A 14,041-nucleotide genomic window follows, 5' to 3' on the forward strand; every position below is an offset into this window, starting at 1 on the left:
GGAATGGCGGGCGTGTTCAATATATTGAATTGATTTAATTAGCCCACTTGCCCCATCGCGCAAGATGTTCAAACGGGTGGGGGCCTGTTCGGGCGGATTGGTTGTGATGATAAGTACCAGATACAGAACCCGCAGTCGCCCGGTTTGCGGGACTTTGCGAAGTTCGGTGGAAAACGGGGCAAAAAAGTAAAAATATGCGCTTGACGTCCGGGGCTCCCGGCGATAAAAACCGCGCCACACGACGGCGGGTGTAGCTCAGGTGGTTAGAGCACCAGATTGTGGCTCTGGGGGCCGTGGGTTCAAGTCCCATCACTCGCCCCATGTGAAAAGGTCAGGCAAAAATGCCTGGCCTTTTGTCTTTCGGGCCGCTTTCCAATTCCAAAACCGGGACTGATCTGCTAGTTAGCCTGTGCGCTCGCGCCCATTCGTTTGTACCGGTTCCGAGGAGGTCGCCCCCATGTCCGCAAATTCAGCAAATCGCATTACCCTTCGCCGTCCCGATGACTGGCATTTGCATCTGCGAGATGGCGCGATGCTTGAAGGGGTTATTGGCGAAACCAGCGAACATTTTGCGCGCGCGATCATTATGCCGAACCTTGTGCCGCCGGTGGTCAAGACCGAGGATGCGATTGCCTATCGTGACCGGATTAACGCGGTCATCCCGCAGGGGCACGATTTTACGCCATTGATGACGCTTTACCTGACCGAAGGGACCAATCCCGATGATGTCGAGGAAGGCTACAAGTCTGGTGTGATTACCGCACTGAAGCTGTATCCGGCCGGGGCAACGACCAATTCGGCAAGTGGTGTGCGCGATTTCGACAAGGCGATGCCGGTGCTGGAGCGCATGGCAAGTCTTGGTATTCCGCTTTGCGTGCACGGTGAAGTCACCGATCCTGAGATTGATATTTTCGACCGCGAGGCCGTGTTCATCGACCGCGTTCTTGATCCGCTGCGTAAGCGTTTGCCGGAATTGCGTGTGATCATGGAGCATATCACCACCGAAGACGGTGTCGAATATGTCAAAGCCAATGACAGGAACCTTGGCGCGACCATCACGACCCATCACCTGATCATCAACCGCAATGCCATTCTGGTCGGCGGCATTCATCCGCATTTCTATTGCCTGCCGGTGGCGAAGCGTGAAAAACATCGCCTCGCACTCCGCAAGGCAGCAACCAGCGGTGATGTCCGTTTCTTCCTGGGTACTGACTCGGCCCCGCATACCGATGACCGCAAGGAAAGTGCATGCGGCTGTGCCGGTATCTTTACCGCCAATAATACTGTCCAACTTCTGGCACATGTGTTCGAGGAAGAAGGGGCGTTGGACAAGCTTGAAGGCTTTGCATCCGTCAATGGCCCGCAATTCTATGGTTTGCCGCTGAATGCCGACAAGATCACGCTGGAAAAGCGCAGCGAGGCGGCAACTTTCCCGGCCAGAATTGAAACCGGTGAGGGCCCAGTCACGGTGTTTGATCCGGGCTTCCCGATTTACTGGCACTATGCCGGTTAGGTTTGCGTCGATCATGTTCAAAAGGGGCTTGTTATGCAGGCCCCTTTTTTGTGGCTTCTACGGTGATGGTCAGCCCGTGATATCAATATTGGCTGGTGCCGCGCTCAGCCCTAATGTCATGCGATAGCTTTCGGCTGCCGCAATAGCCTGTGTTGCGATCATCGCACTGATGTTGCGTGACGCACCCTTTGCAACATTGAAATCGGCCGATGATGTGCCGGGCATAGAGGCGGCCCGCGATATGGCGGCCTGATTGGCAATCGCTGCAATCCCGTCAAGGCCCTGAAGCGGATGGATGCTGACCTTGCCGCCCGTGGCATAAAGCCGCCCGTCGGGACCGGCGGTATAGCTGTAACTGATCATACCGGCATTCGCACCAGCAAGGGTCTGATGGCTTTCTTCCTCGGTCCTGACGTTGGCGTCACGCGTCTGCAATTCCCGAACAATGTCGCGTTCCCGGTCCGTCAAAAGGGCGGGATTGCTTGTTGGCAGACGTGCACTTTCCGGTGTTGTTTCGCGTACTTCGCGTTGTTGCGCGGTGCTGCCCCGGATGTCGGGTACGGACGCACCGGGCAGGGCGCGAGGATCAAGTTGTTGAATAATCGTAACAATTGATGCTGCACTGTTAACCGGTGTGGAGGGGGCGTTTGGCACCGGATCGGATAGCTGTGTTGTGGTGCTCGCATTGCCAATCGGTCGGATTGACACGGCAGCGGGCCTTAAAGGTGTTGTAACAGAGCCCCCCTCAGCAGAACCTGATCCTGCCGATTGTTGCCCGGCACCGGGAAGAGCACGAGTGGCAATGACTTGCCCAAGTTGCCCACCACTGCCAGGAATAAGCTGAATTGCACCATCCTGTGTCATGGGGGCATTATATATCAACTTATGGTTAAGTGTATATGATTGGCATCACTGCAATCACGGCAGTTTGATGTGATCTTGAATTGCTGATCGATCATAGAATTCAGGAACGCAATCGATATGGTGTAGGGGAAGTAGCCGTTTGAAACATCTGCTTATGCCTGTTTTGATCATGCTTTGGGTGATAGTGTCGGTACCTGCAATTGCCGCACCTGATGCTGATCTATGGCCCGATTGGCAGGCGCATGATGATTCGAACGACGCCATCATTGATCATTCTGTCTGGCAGACGATCCTTGACCATCATCTGGTGGTGGTTTCGTCTGGCGTCACGGCATTTGATTATGCAGGTGCCAAATCTTCAAGCCTTACGCATCTCTCGGATTATCTTAATGCCATGCAGGCGGTTAAAATTGACACATATAACCGCGATCAGCAAATGGCCTTCTGGATCAATCTTTACAATGCGCAGACTGTTGCGGTGGTCATGGATCATTACCCGGTTGACAGCATTCGGGATATCGACATTTCACCGGGGCTTTTTTCGCTTGGATTATTTTCGTCAGGCCCTTGGGACAAAAAACTTTTGACCGTCGAAGGCAGGTCTTTGAGCCTGAACGATATCGAACATCGTATCCTGCGGCCCATCTGGCAGGATGCGCGTATTCACTATGCCATTAATTGTGCGTCAATTGGTTGTCCGGCGTTGGCAGCGACGGCCTATGACGGAACCCGGATCGAAGAGCAGCTTGATAAGGCGGCTCTTGCTTTCATCCAGGATGAACGGGCGGTGAGATTGGCCGAAGACGGATCAGAGATCGAACTGTCTTCGATTTTTGACTGGTATCGGTCCGATTTTGGCAAAAGCGATGCGGCATTTTCCGGTCATCTGGCGCGTTATGCCGGATTGGAGCTTGCAACATGGCTGAGCGTTCACGGCGAGGACCTGCCCATCAGCTTCTATCATTATGACTGGTCATTGAACGATAGCCATCCCTGAGGTCGTGTTGTTTACGCCGCTGTCATGCGCCAGTTATGGTGGGGGGCGCTGCTGCTTCGGGCGCGAACAGGGGGTGATGGCAGGCGATTTTGCAAAACCTGATCAATCGTGTGACGGACGTCACTGGCCGAGATGCCATCATAGCGCATTAATGTCTGGACGATCGGATCGGCCAGCATTTCGTCGATGGTCAGTTCCTGATCCACATATTTCATTGCTCGCATCCCATTCATATTGTTGCGCCCAAGATAAAGCGATTGAAAATCATTCGCAACAATTAAGTTGTATCCACTGTCTTTTTTCATCTTTTCGCTGCAAAAGCGTTGTGCTGCGTCAAAGTCCGACAGGCGATTTCACGCTAGACAAGATGGGGCTTTATTCTTAGGTGGTGCCGATTGCAGGCCGCATTATGGGGCGGCTGATTTTCAGCTATTCGCTTGATTCTCGTGTTTTCTGGCTCTAACGCTGTCAGTTGGCTTTCGATGTTCGATAAAGCCCAAAAACTGTGGCAAGAATAGGCTGGGAAGATGACACGTCCGGGAATTCGTGAATTTGCGTTGCTGTTTTTGCTGGCGCTGATGTGGGGCAGCTCGTTCACCTTCATCAAGATTGGTGTGCATGCCTATTCGCCGCTGGTGGTCGCAGCCGGGCGATTGGCTGTCGCCGCACTGGTGCTATGGGCCTTTGCCTCTATTCGCAAAAGTGACCTTCCCAAGGGACGGCGCGCGTGGTGGTCGACCTTCTTTGTTGCGTTGTTGGGGAATTCTGTGCCCTTTTTCCTGATCAGCTATGGCGAAACGGAAATCGATGCCGGGCTGGCGGCAATTCTGATGTCTGTCGTGCCGCTGACAACGGTGGCGCTGGCACATTTCGTTACGAATGATGAAAAACTTTCGACGGGGAAGGCGCTTGGTGTGGTGCTTGGCACCATTGGCGTGATTGTTCTGGTGGGGCCGGAAACCCTAACCGGGCTTGGCGGGCAGCTTGTTTTTCAGCTGGCAGTTTTGATCGCGGCCGTGTGCTACGCGATTTCATCACTGGTGGCGCGCAATCTGCGTGATCAGCCGCGTGTTGGATCAGCCGCGGTGATCCTGACTTTCGCTGCAGTGATGCTTGCACCCTTTGCGCTGTTTGTTGATCAGCCCTGGAATATGGGGTGGGACGCCGACGGGGCGCTTTCGATCCTGTATCTGGGGATTTTCCCGACTGGCATTGCCATGTTCCTGATCCTGTATCTGATTGCGCGCGCTGGAGCGAGCTTTGTGGTGTTTAACAATTACCTTGTACCTGCCGTCGGCGTAATGATCGGTTTTCTTGTTCTGCACGAAGTTCCCAAACCGACCAGCGTGATTGCACTCGGCGTTATTTTGGCCGGGATTGCGGTTTCCCAGCTGCGTTTCGGACGAAAGCCTGTCAGGGCTGGTGATGTTGCCGAAATGGAATGTGACCCGGTAACCCCGATCATGACCGCACCCGGGACCAAAAAATAACTCTTCGGGGTGGGCATTTTTGCGTAAATTACGATTATTTCCACCGTTTGTGCCGAATGCCGGGACAGGCAGATTTGTCAATATTGTTTGTGCCGGACAAACCTGATACTTTCCGGCTCACTGGTCAGGCATATGTCCATATGTCACGCCGATTGAAGCATTTCTGATCAAGCGTTTAAGAGGTCACGGCTTTTGTCCACCAAAGAGACCAATCCAGATAGCCGCGATATTATCCCGGTATCCATCGAACAAGAAATGCGCCGCAGCTACCTCGATTACGCGATGAGCGTGATCGTCAGCCGTGCGCTTCCCGACGTCCGCGACGGTTTGAAGCCCGTGCATCGACGCATCCTTTATGCGATGCATGAAAACGGCTTTGAATGGAACAAACCATTCCGTAAATCGGCCCGTGTGGTCGGGGATGTGATGGGTAAATACCACCCGCATGGCGACAGCGCGATTTACGACGCGATGGTTCGTATGGCGCAGGGATTCTCCATGCGCCTGCCACTGATTGACGGGCAGGGCAACTTCGGCTCGATGGACGGCGACAAGGCCGCCGCCATGCGTTACACCGAAGCCCGCATGGCCAAGTCAGCCCATTATCTGCTCGATGATATCGATAAGGAAACCATCGATTTCCGCGATAACTACGACGAAACCACCAAGGAACCGTCGGTTCTGCCAGCACGTTTTCCGAACATGCTGGTCAATGGTGCAGGTGGTATTGCTGTTGGTATGGCCACCAATATTCCGCCGCATAACCTTGGCGAAGTTATCGATGGCTGCATGGCCTATGTCGATAATCCGGCCATTACCGTCGAAGGCCTGATGGAATTCGTGCATGGTCCGGATTTTCCGACCGGTGCATTGATTCTGGGCCGTTCGGGCATTCATTCGGCCTTTAAAACCGGTCGCGGTTCTGTCGTCATGCGAGCACGTACCCATGTCGAGGAAATCCGTGCCAACCGTGAAGCCATCATTGTTACCGAAGTTCCCTTCCAGGTGAACAAGGCAACCCTGATGGAAAAGATCGCCGAACTGGTCCGTGACAAGAAGATCGAAGGTATTTCCGATCTGCGTGACGAGTCCGACCGTTCGGGCGTTCGCATGGTGATCGAAATCAAACGTGATGCGGTTGCCGATGTCGTTCTGAACCAGTTGTTCCGCTTTACCGCGCTTCAGACTTCGTTTGGCGTCAATATGCTGGCGCTTAATCGTGGCAAGCCGGAATTGATGAACCTGAAAGAAATCATTCAGGCCTTTGTCGAATTCCGCGAAGAAGTCATTACGCGCCGGACCATTCACCTGCTGAAAAAGGCACGTGAGCGCGCCCATCTGGTAGTCGGCCTTGGCATTGCGGTGGCCAATATCGACGAAGTCATCCGCTTGATCCGTGCTGCGGCTGACCCGCAGATTGCACGTGAACAACTGATGGAGCGTAGCTGGCCGGCGGGCGATATTGTTCCGTTGATCGAGCTGATCGCCGACCCGAACCAGGTTGGTTCGGACGATGGCAATTATCGCCTGTCCGAAGCGCAGGCGCGCGCAATCCTTGAACTGCGTCTGCATCGCCTGACCGGTCTGGAACGTGATAAAATCGCGTCCGAATTGACCGAATTGGGTGAGAAGATCAAAGATTTCCTTGATATCCTTGGTTCACGCGAACGCAAGATGATCATCCTGAAGGATGAGCTGACGGAAATGCGGAACGAGTTCGCCAATGAACGTCGCAGTGAAATCCTTGAAGCCGAATTCGAACATGACATCGAAGACCTGATTGCCCGTGAAGATATGGTCGTGACCGTATCGCACACCGGCTATATCCAGCGTGTTCCGCTGTCGACCTATCGCGCACAGCGTCGTGGCGGCAAAGGCCGTTCGGGCATGGCAACGCGCGAAGAGGATTTCGTATCCAAACTGTTCGTCGCCAACACCCACACCCCTGTTCTGTTCTTCAGTTCCGAGGGGATGGTCTACAAGATGAAAGTCTGGCGCCTGCCGCTGGGCACGCCGCAATCGCGTGGCAAGGCGCTTGTGAACCTGCTGCCGCTCTCAGAAGGCGAATATATCACAACGGTTCTGCCGCTTCCCGACGAGGAAGAATGGCCGAACCTGCACGTGATGTTTGCGACTTCGACGGGTAACGTCCGCCGTAACAGTCTTGCCGATTTCGTGAATGTGAAATCAAACGGCAAGATCGCCATGAAACTTGAAGAAGATCGTGGTGACAAGCTGATTGCGGTTCAGACCTGCTCGGACGATGACGATATTCTGCTGACGACCCGTCTGGGTAAATGCATTCGTTTCCGTGTTGCAGATGTTCGTGTCTTTACTGGCCGTAACTCGGTCGGTGTACGCGGTATTCGTCTGGCTGACGACGATGCGGTCATTGCGATGTCCGTCCTGTTTGGCAATCATGCCTCTATGGAAGAACGTGACGAGTATCTGTCTATCGCAAGCAAGCTGCGTCGCGAGGAAATCTCGGCTGATGATAGTCTGCCGTTGGAAATCCTTTCTCAGGAACGTTACGACGAACTGTTGGCAGGCGATCAGCTGATCCTTTCGGTTACCGAAAATGGTTATGGCAAACGTACGTCTGCCTATGAATACCGCGTAACCGGTCGTGGCGGGCAGGGCTTTGCCAATATCGAGATGTCGGAACGCAATGGCAATGTCGCGGCATCCTTCGTGATTGAGGAAGGCGACGAACTGATGATGGTCACCAATGGTGGCAAGGTCATTCGTATGCCGACACACGATATCCGCATTGCCGGGCGCAAGACACAGGGTGTTACCCTGTTCCGTACGGCCGAAGACGAACAGGTTGTTGCTGTCGAACGTCTGTCCAATCTGGGTGACAATGGTGACGAAGAGCTTGAAGGCGAAGAAGGTGCAGAAGGCACCGAAATCGCATCAGGCGAAGATGCACCGACCGTTGCCGAGGATAGCAGCGAGGCAGTGGAAACCGGTTCAGACGACACCGACGAATAAAACGGAAGATCAATGAACGAACAGTCTTCAAACGCCTCGCGTATCGGGATTTATCCGGGCACTTTTGACCCGGTAACTCAGGGGCATATGGACATTATTCGTCGCGCGACCCGCATCGTCGACAAGCTTATTGTCGGCGTTGCGGTCAATGCGGGAAAGGGCCCGATGTTTGGGGTCGAAGAACGTTGCGCTCTGGTCGAAGAGGCTCTTAAGGCTGCGGGCGGCGAAGTTGCTGCCCGCACCATCGTAAAGCCGTTCGGGTCACTTCTGATGCAGTTTGCCCAGGAAAACGGGTCGAGCATCATTATTCGTGGTCTGAGGGCTGTGTCTGACTTTGAATATGAATTCCAGATGGCCGGAATGAATGCCCGTCTTGCCCCAAAGGTAGAGACGGTCTTTCTGATGGCATCCGACAAACAGCAATTCGTGTCTTCGCGCTTTGTGAAGGAAATCGCCCGTCTGGGCGGTAATGTTACCGAATTTGTGCCGGCAAACGTGCTGAAGCGACTGCACGAAAAGCTGGCCGAAGAAAAGGAATAGCGCACCCATGCGTCTTATTCGTCTCGCATCTCTTTTTGTACTCGTATTAGGAATAGTGACCATGTCGAACGGTGGTATCGGCGGCGGTGCTCAGGCCCAGTCGGCCGATGCATCGCAGGATCTGGAAAACACCCTGTATCTGGATCTTGAAGCAGGTCGCGTTGTGATCAAGCTGCGTCCGGATCTGGCGCCCAAGCATGTCGAGCGTATCAAGGAACTGACTCGTGAAGGTTTCTATGATGGTCTGACTTTCCATCGTGTGATCGAAGGCTTCATGGCGCAGGGCGGTGACCCCAAAGGGGACGGTACCGGTGGTTCGGGCCAGAAACTTCCGGCGGAATTTTCGAACGAGAATCATGTGCGCGGTACGGTTTCGATGGCACGTTCGTCCAACCCGAACAGCGCTGATTCGCAGTTCTTCATCGTCTTTGCCGATGCGCCGCATCTTGATGGACAATATACCATATGGGGGCAGGTCGTATCGGGTATGGAATATGTCGATGGCCTGAAAAAGGGTGCACCTTGGGCCAATGGTCGGGTTGCAGACCCGGACCATATTGTAAAAATGCAGGTCGCGGCTGACGCGCAATAAGCGCTTTGACCCCTATAATGCAACCGAAAGCCGTCCTTGATCAGGGCGGCTTTCGCGTTTTGGGGGCTGAAAGTGCAAAAACCCGGAAAATATGGAAAACAGGTGTTGACCGCAGCCGCCAGTCCCATTAAAACGCGCTTCACCAACGTTGAGGGCCCGTAGCTCAGTTGGTAGAGCAACTGACTTTTAATCAGTTGGCCACAGGTTCGAATCCTGTCGGGCTCACCAATAAGCCCCTGAAACCCAATCGGTTTCGGGGGCTTTTTCTTTTTCATGATTTTTATTGCGATCACTGTCATACCGCTTTCCAGCCAATGCGAATGTCAATTTGGGGTGGATTGGAAACGGGCCGGTTTTTGATATTTTTTACCATTTGAATGGCTGTCATGCAGTTTGATCGAAAAAGGGGGGTTGACCCTTTGCGATCAGCACATTAAAAGGCCGCTCACCAACGTTGAGGGCCCGTAGCTCAGTTGGTAGAGCAACTGACTTTTAATCAGTTGGCCACAGGTTCGAATCCTGTCGGGCTCACCATTTCACCCCCCCCGGAACCCAGATGTTCCGGGGGGGTTGCTTTTCCGTGGTCTTTTCTGTTTTCAAAAACCGATTCCATCCGGTTTGAGCGCCTGCGACGGGCGCTGTTTTACGTGCGATGCAATGCGGCCATGCACGAAAAATGCTCGTCTTTTCGCTGTTGCGATTGCATCGCAATGTGATTTCTTGTAAGTAATGCAAATCAGTTTCAAATGCACCGGAGCAGGACGTCCGGTGCTGATCGAATTTTGGATCGGAAGAGTTACATGCCTGAACCCGTAAATCCGATGTCCGCATCGCCAGATGCGCAGACTCCGCTTGGCCTTGACGGTGTAACCACGGATGCCGCCAACGGTGCGATCACGTCAACAGAAGGTGGGGCGGTAACCCTTGATCCGCAAACCGGCTTGCCGATGGCGGATGACGCAGCTGCCATCACCGAAAGCACAATCGTTCCGGATGCCATCAGTGGCTTGCCGGTTTTTGATCTTGTGGATCGTGCCGGTGTTGTCGGTTGGGTTCTGGCCGCGCTTGCATTGGTTGGGATGCTGATATTCTTCTACAAGCTGGTCGGCTTTATCCGGCGCGGAATTTTCGCGGATGGTTTTGCCAAGGATGTCGAACGTCATCTTTCCAATGGTGACGATAAGCAGGTCGCGCAGATTCTGTCGCGCCGCCGTCATCCGGCTGCTCGCATCGGTCTGTTTGGCATGACCTTGTCCGTTGCCAACCCGGAAAACCGTGAAGCGGCGTCCGATATCATTGCTTCCCATGCACGCAAGGAAATCGATGGCCTGAACAGCGGTTTGCGGATTATGTCGGCAATTGCGGTCTTAAGCCCTCTTTTGGGGTTGCTTGGAACCGTTATGGGCATGATTGAAGCTTTCCAGAAGATGGAAGGTGCCGGAAGCCGTATTGATCCTTCTGTCCTTTCGGGCGGTATCTGGCTAGCACTTCTGACGACGGCAATCGGCCTTGTCGTCGCGATCCCGGCAACCGCGTTCCATATGTGGATGCAGGGCGTTATCGCGCGTGCTGCGGCCGTGATGGAAGATGTCTGCACCATGGTGATCAATCGTGGTGAGTTGGCTCGGAAGGGTGCGCTTCGCGCGTCAAACGTCGCTGAACTGCGCCAGGCTGCGGAATAAGCCCGAACAAGGTCGGAATACGCCTTATGCAATTGCGTGATCGAAGTCGTGGTGCTTCGCCGATGATCGGCCTGACGCCGCTGATTGATGTTGTCTTCATCCTGCTGATCTTTTTCATGCTGGCTTCCAGTTTTCTTGACTGGAAGGGGTTTGAAATGTCGGTGACTGTTACGGACGGTCAGGCACGGGCCAGCAGCGATATTCGCCCGGTAACGGTCAATGTCGATGCCAATGGTGGTTTGTCGCTGAATGGTGAAGCCGTGGCTGTTTCCAATCTTGCCGTGACCATTTTGCGTAACCATGCCGGGGCCAGTGTTCATCTGCGGCCCGTCAATGGTGCCGATTTGCAGCATCTTATTGTTGTGATGGATGCGCTGGGACGTGGCGGTGTGACTGATGTGGATCTGATCGAATGAAGCGCCGCATCCAGATCACTGATGACAGCCCGGCCCAGGAACCGATGTTGCCATTGATCAACATCGTCTTTCTTCTGCTGATTTTCTTCATGATAGCCGGAAGTCTGCAAAAGCTGGGGCCATTTGACGTGGATCCGCCCGCAAGCAGCACGGCCGAAGGCCAGCCAGAAGATACGATTGTCCTTTGGTTTGGCAAAAATGCCGAAATCGGGATTGAAGACCGGCAGGGAGACCTTGCGGATATTGCGGGGTTGCTACCGGCTGATTATGCCGGTCGTCCAGTCGAAATTCGTGCTGACAGCACCACAGAAGGTGCCAGCGTTGTTGCCCTTTTGAAGCGGTTGCAGGAACTGGGAGTCGAAAAGGTGCAACTGATGACCGCGATGCAAGCAGATCAGGACCAAGACGGATAGAATATGTCGAAACGCATTGATTTCCTGATTGCGACCGGGTTGACCGGTATTGTTCTTGCCGGTGGGATCGTTCTTGCCATGCCTGAACCGCAACCTGCCGGTTGGGGCGGGGCAGGGGCCGTTCAAAGTATCAGCATCTCGCTGGGCAGTGGTCAGGCGACCCAGGGCGAGGCCGAAACACCCGAAGAAAGTGCTGATTCCGAAGACAGTAAGCAGGGTGAAAAACCCGTCGAGGAAGTCGAACCCCAACCAGAACCGGTCCCCGAGCCGGTTGTTGAGCCGGTTGTTGAGCCGGAACCCGAACCAGACCCTGAACCGGTTGTTGAAACCGTGCCTGAACCCGATCCCGAACCGATCGTTGAGCCGGAACCTGTTCCTGAGCCGGTGGTCGAGGAAGTAGTTGAACCGGAACCAGAGCCGGAACCGGAAATCAGTCCGCTTTTGGCCGATGTCATGCCGGTCCGCAGAAAGCCGGAGCCCCCCAAAGCGACACCGGAACCGGCAAAGGCCCCCAAACCTGTTGAAAAGGCTGAAGCCAAACCGGTCGTGCAACCATCCGGCGGCCCCGTCGATTCAGTAAAATCAGAAGGCACGGTCGGCGAAGCAACCCAAAGCCAGGCCGCAAGTTCCGCGTCGGGAAGTGGCGGAGGTGCGGCAATGAGCAGTGCGGCCTTTACCGACTATCAAGCAGCTGTGGTTCAGATGTTGATGCGTTATCGCGAATATCCGGATCGTGCCAAACGTCGCGGTATAGAGGGGCAGAACATGGTCCGGCTGGTCATCCAGCGTGACGGTACTGTTTCCTTCTTTGAAATGACCAGCCCGAGTGGTTCGTCTATTCTTGATCGTGCGACGCAGGATATGATCGAGCGGGTTAAACGTTTCCCGCCATTCCCCGAAGATATGGCGCGCACAGAGATGACCCTGACGATACCTGTGATCTACGACTTGCGCTAAACAAAGAAGCCAGCTCCGAAAGGCTGGATTCTTTGTTTTACGGGGCGGGCAGGTTTAATCTGAACTGTCTTCCCAGAGATATTCGATCTGCTCGCGCCATGCGAATTTATCGAGATGCGAGACAATAACACCCTTCATGGCTTCAATCCCCTCGGCTTTCTCAGACTGTCCCTGAAAGCGCAGGGTAACGTCATCGGCCAGAATGATGCATGGGCCCATCGGAAAGTTCACATGGGCCTCATGGGGCGTGAAATCGACTTCTACCTTGTGGGCAAAGTGCTTGCAGAGTTGTTGCAGGTATTTACTGGCCTGCCCGGTCTGAACCGATCCTGTGGTTTTGAACATTGATTTATCGATCTCTGATGGTTTCTTGGGGGATGTTCGGGCCAGTCATGGCCGATCAAGGCCGATCCAGTAAACACCATTCAGTGCTACCGGCTGGAACCGGTCAAAGAATTCGGCAAGGGTTGCGTCTGGATCAAGATCGGCAAAATGATCGGGATGGAACCATTTCGCCATGGCCTGTAACAGCGTCACATTCATTGGCGTGTTATAGAAGTGGTGCCACGCGGAATAGACTTTGCCGTTTTTAATGGCGTCGAGCTCGGGCAAGCCGGTGCGTTCCATGCTTTTGGCCAAAGACGCGCGTGATGTTTCGGCATCGGCGTAGGTTCCAAGTATGATGCGGCCGACATTCTGTTCGGCCGTCATTGTTGCCCCGCCAATTGCGGTTGCGACATAAATATCGGGCTGATCGACGAGCAGCTGTTCAACTGAAATCTGGCTGATGACGCCCGGAATCCGGTCGGCAAGGATATTTTCGCCACCGGCAAGCTCCACAAACCTTCCGATCATTTGGTTGCCCATCGCCTCGCAGCAGGTGCCATGCAGACCAACCCGGCTTTCGAGGAAGACTTTGGGTTTATGCGTTAAACCCTCCAGACCTGTTCTGACCTTCGCCAGATTGTCTTCATAGAATTTGACGAAAGCCTCTGCCTGATCTTCCTTGCCCATCAACTTGCCAAGGATACGAATGCTTTTTGGGGTGTTTCCAAATGGGTCACTGCGAAAATCGATCATGACAACCGGAATGTGAGCTGCGCCAAATTGCCTCAGGACTTCATGGCTGTCTGATCCCGGACCATGACCGCCATCAATGCCGAAAATTGCGACATCGGGTTCAACTGTAATCGCCTTTTCGACGCTGAATGTTGCCTCGCCACTGCGGCCGACCAGCGGGATGTCGTCAATCTCGGGGAATTTTGCCTGGTATTGTGCAAAGGTTGCCGGATCAAGTTTTTTGAATTCCCCCATCATACCGGCTACCCAGCGGACCGGATTTTCAGGATCAAGGATGCCAAGACTTGGCAAAAAACGCCCTTCGCCAAGGATCATATGCTTGACCGGTACTTCGACCGTGACTTCGCGACCGGAAACATCGGTCAGGGTAATGGTTTCGCCGGCCTGAGCCTGAAAGGTGATCATTGAAGCGACTGCGGCCAGCGTTAAAACGCGTTTGAATGTCATTGCGGAAGTCCTGTTAAAATAGGCAAGAATTGCAGGAAAGTCAGAAACGCCGAAAT

At 54.0% G+C, this 14,041-nt stretch carries 14 protein-coding genes and 3 tRNA genes; 13 read left to right on the plus strand and 4 right to left on the minus strand.

The window, feature by feature from the left end; genetic code table 11:
- Nucleotides 1-244 precede the first annotated feature (244 nt).
- Together BC440_RS20865 and pyrC are read left to right on the plus strand one after the other, a co-directional pair.
- Nucleotides 245-321: transfer RNA gene (locus tag BC440_RS20865), tRNA-His, on the plus strand.
- A 136-nt stretch (nt 322-457) separates the two neighbouring features.
- Nucleotides 458-1,513 carry a dihydroorotase gene (gene pyrC / locus BC440_RS20870; RefSeq protein WP_071241244.1) on the plus strand — a complete coding sequence of 352 codons (1,056 nt, stop codon included), beginning with the start codon at nt 458-460 and terminating at the stop codon, nt 1,511-1,513.
- Between the two features lie 69 nt (nt 1,514-1,582).
- Here pyrC and BC440_RS20875 read toward each other — a convergent pair whose 3' ends face one another.
- Entirely contained in the window at nt 1,583-2,221 is a 639-nt protein-coding gene (locus tag BC440_RS20875; RefSeq protein WP_071241245.1) for a putative metalloprotease CJM1_0395 family protein, read from the minus strand.
- 295 nt (nt 2,222-2,516) lie between these two features.
- Between BC440_RS20875 and BC440_RS20880 the strand changes: the two genes are divergently transcribed.
- Nucleotides 2,517-3,374, plus strand: coding sequence for a DUF547 domain-containing protein (locus BC440_RS20880; protein WP_083379462.1), 858 nt, complete (start codon nt 2,517-2,519; stop codon nt 3,372-3,374).
- 11 nt (nt 3,375-3,385) lie between these two features.
- Here BC440_RS20880 and BC440_RS20885 read toward each other — a convergent pair whose 3' ends face one another.
- Complete coding sequence (locus BC440_RS20885; RefSeq protein WP_175484514.1) at nt 3,386-3,589, minus strand: hypothetical protein; 204 nt, start codon at nt 3,587-3,589, stop codon at nt 3,386-3,388.
- A 312-nt stretch (nt 3,590-3,901) separates the two neighbouring features.
- Between BC440_RS20885 and BC440_RS20890 the strand changes: the two genes are divergently transcribed.
- The 10 genes from BC440_RS20890 to BC440_RS20935 all read left to right on the plus strand — a co-directional run bounded on the left by BC440_RS20890 (nt 3,902) and on the right by BC440_RS20935 (nt 12,458).
- Nucleotides 3,902-4,864 (plus strand): DMT family transporter, encoded by a 963-nt coding sequence (locus BC440_RS20890; RefSeq protein ID WP_071241247.1) that lies wholly within the window; start codon nt 3,902-3,904, stop codon nt 4,862-4,864.
- A 192-nt stretch (nt 4,865-5,056) separates the two neighbouring features.
- Entirely contained in the window at nt 5,057-7,858 is a 2,802-nt protein-coding gene (gene gyrA, locus BC440_RS20895; protein WP_071241248.1) for a DNA gyrase subunit A, read from the plus strand.
- Nucleotides 7,859-7,870: 12 nt separating this feature from the next.
- Entirely contained in the window at nt 7,871-8,398 is a 528-nt protein-coding gene (gene coaD, locus BC440_RS20900; RefSeq protein WP_007091878.1) for a pantetheine-phosphate adenylyltransferase, read from the plus strand.
- 61 nt (nt 8,399-8,459) lie between these two features.
- On the plus strand, nt 8,460-8,990 hold the full coding sequence (locus tag BC440_RS20905) for a peptidylprolyl isomerase (protein ID WP_007091877.1): 531 nt from the start codon (nt 8,460-8,462) through the stop codon (nt 8,988-8,990).
- A 152-nt stretch (nt 8,991-9,142) separates the two neighbouring features.
- A tRNA-Lys gene (locus BC440_RS20910) sits at nt 9,143-9,218 on the plus strand.
- A gap of 230 nt (nt 9,219-9,448) precedes the next feature.
- A tRNA-Lys gene (locus BC440_RS20915) sits at nt 9,449-9,524 on the plus strand.
- 266 nt (nt 9,525-9,790) lie between these two features.
- The gene (locus BC440_RS20920) at nt 9,791-10,672 is read left to right on the plus strand and encodes a MotA/TolQ/ExbB proton channel family protein (protein WP_071241249.1); all 882 of its coding nucleotides are present in this window, start codon (nt 9,791-9,793) and stop codon (nt 10,670-10,672) included.
- 26 nt (nt 10,673-10,698) lie between these two features.
- The gene (locus BC440_RS20925) at nt 10,699-11,088 is read left to right on the plus strand and encodes a biopolymer transporter ExbD (protein WP_063095394.1); all 390 of its coding nucleotides are present in this window, start codon (nt 10,699-10,701) and stop codon (nt 11,086-11,088) included.
- On the plus strand, nt 11,085-11,501 hold the full coding sequence (locus BC440_RS20930) for a biopolymer transporter ExbD (protein ID WP_071241250.1): 417 nt from the start codon (nt 11,085-11,087) through the stop codon (nt 11,499-11,501). The genes BC440_RS20925 and BC440_RS20930 overlap by 4 nt, the downstream gene beginning before the upstream one ends.
- A 3-nt stretch (nt 11,502-11,504) precedes the next feature.
- Complete coding sequence (locus BC440_RS20935) at nt 11,505-12,458, plus strand: energy transducer TonB (protein ID WP_071241251.1); 954 nt, start codon at nt 11,505-11,507, stop codon at nt 12,456-12,458.
- A 54-nt stretch (nt 12,459-12,512) separates the two neighbouring features.
- Here BC440_RS20935 and BC440_RS20940 read toward each other — a convergent pair whose 3' ends face one another.
- Nucleotides 12,513-12,803 carry a DUF2218 domain-containing protein gene (locus tag BC440_RS20940; RefSeq protein WP_071241252.1) on the minus strand — a complete coding sequence of 97 codons (291 nt, stop codon included), beginning with the start codon at nt 12,801-12,803 and terminating at the stop codon, nt 12,513-12,515.
- Between the two features lie 45 nt (nt 12,804-12,848).
- Nucleotides 12,849-13,985 carry an ABC transporter substrate-binding protein gene (locus tag BC440_RS20945; protein WP_071241253.1) on the minus strand — a complete coding sequence of 379 codons (1,137 nt, stop codon included), beginning with the start codon at nt 13,983-13,985 and terminating at the stop codon, nt 12,849-12,851.
- Nucleotides 13,986-14,041 lie beyond the last annotated feature (56 nt).

It is taken from the genome of Thalassospira sp. MIT1004 (assembly GCF_001858545.1).
Classification (GTDB): Bacteria; Pseudomonadota; Alphaproteobacteria; order Rhodospirillales; family Thalassospiraceae; genus Thalassospira; species Thalassospira xiamenensis.

Coding starts and splice junctions, on each gene's coding strand:
- pyrC (WP_071241244.1), top strand. CDS start 458: ATGTCCGCAAATTCAGCAAATCGCATTACCCTTCGCCGTCCCGATGAC.
- BC440_RS20885 (WP_175484514.1), bottom strand. CDS start 3,589: ATGAAATATGTGGATCAGGAACTGACCATCGACGAAATGCTGGCCGAT.
- BC440_RS20890 (WP_071241247.1), top strand. CDS start 3,902: ATGACACGTCCGGGAATTCGTGAATTTGCGTTGCTGTTTTTGCTGGCG.
- coaD (WP_007091878.1), top strand. CDS start 7,871: ATGAACGAACAGTCTTCAAACGCCTCGCGTATCGGGATTTATCCGGGC.
- BC440_RS20905 (WP_007091877.1), top strand. CDS start 8,460: ATGTCGAACGGTGGTATCGGCGGCGGTGCTCAGGCCCAGTCGGCCGAT.
- BC440_RS20920 (WP_071241249.1), top strand. CDS start 9,791: ATGCCTGAACCCGTAAATCCGATGTCCGCATCGCCAGATGCGCAGACT.
- BC440_RS20925 (WP_063095394.1), top strand. CDS start 10,699: ATGCAATTGCGTGATCGAAGTCGTGGTGCTTCGCCGATGATCGGCCTG.
- BC440_RS20930 (WP_071241250.1), top strand. CDS start 11,085: ATGAAGCGCCGCATCCAGATCACTGATGACAGCCCGGCCCAGGAACCG.
- BC440_RS20935 (WP_071241251.1), top strand. CDS start 11,505: ATGTCGAAACGCATTGATTTCCTGATTGCGACCGGGTTGACCGGTATT.
- BC440_RS20940 (WP_071241252.1), bottom strand. CDS start 12,803: ATGTTCAAAACCACAGGATCGGTTCAGACCGGGCAGGCCAGTAAATAC.
- BC440_RS20945 (WP_071241253.1), bottom strand. CDS start 13,985: ATGACATTCAAACGCGTTTTAACGCTGGCCGCAGTCGCTTCAATGATC.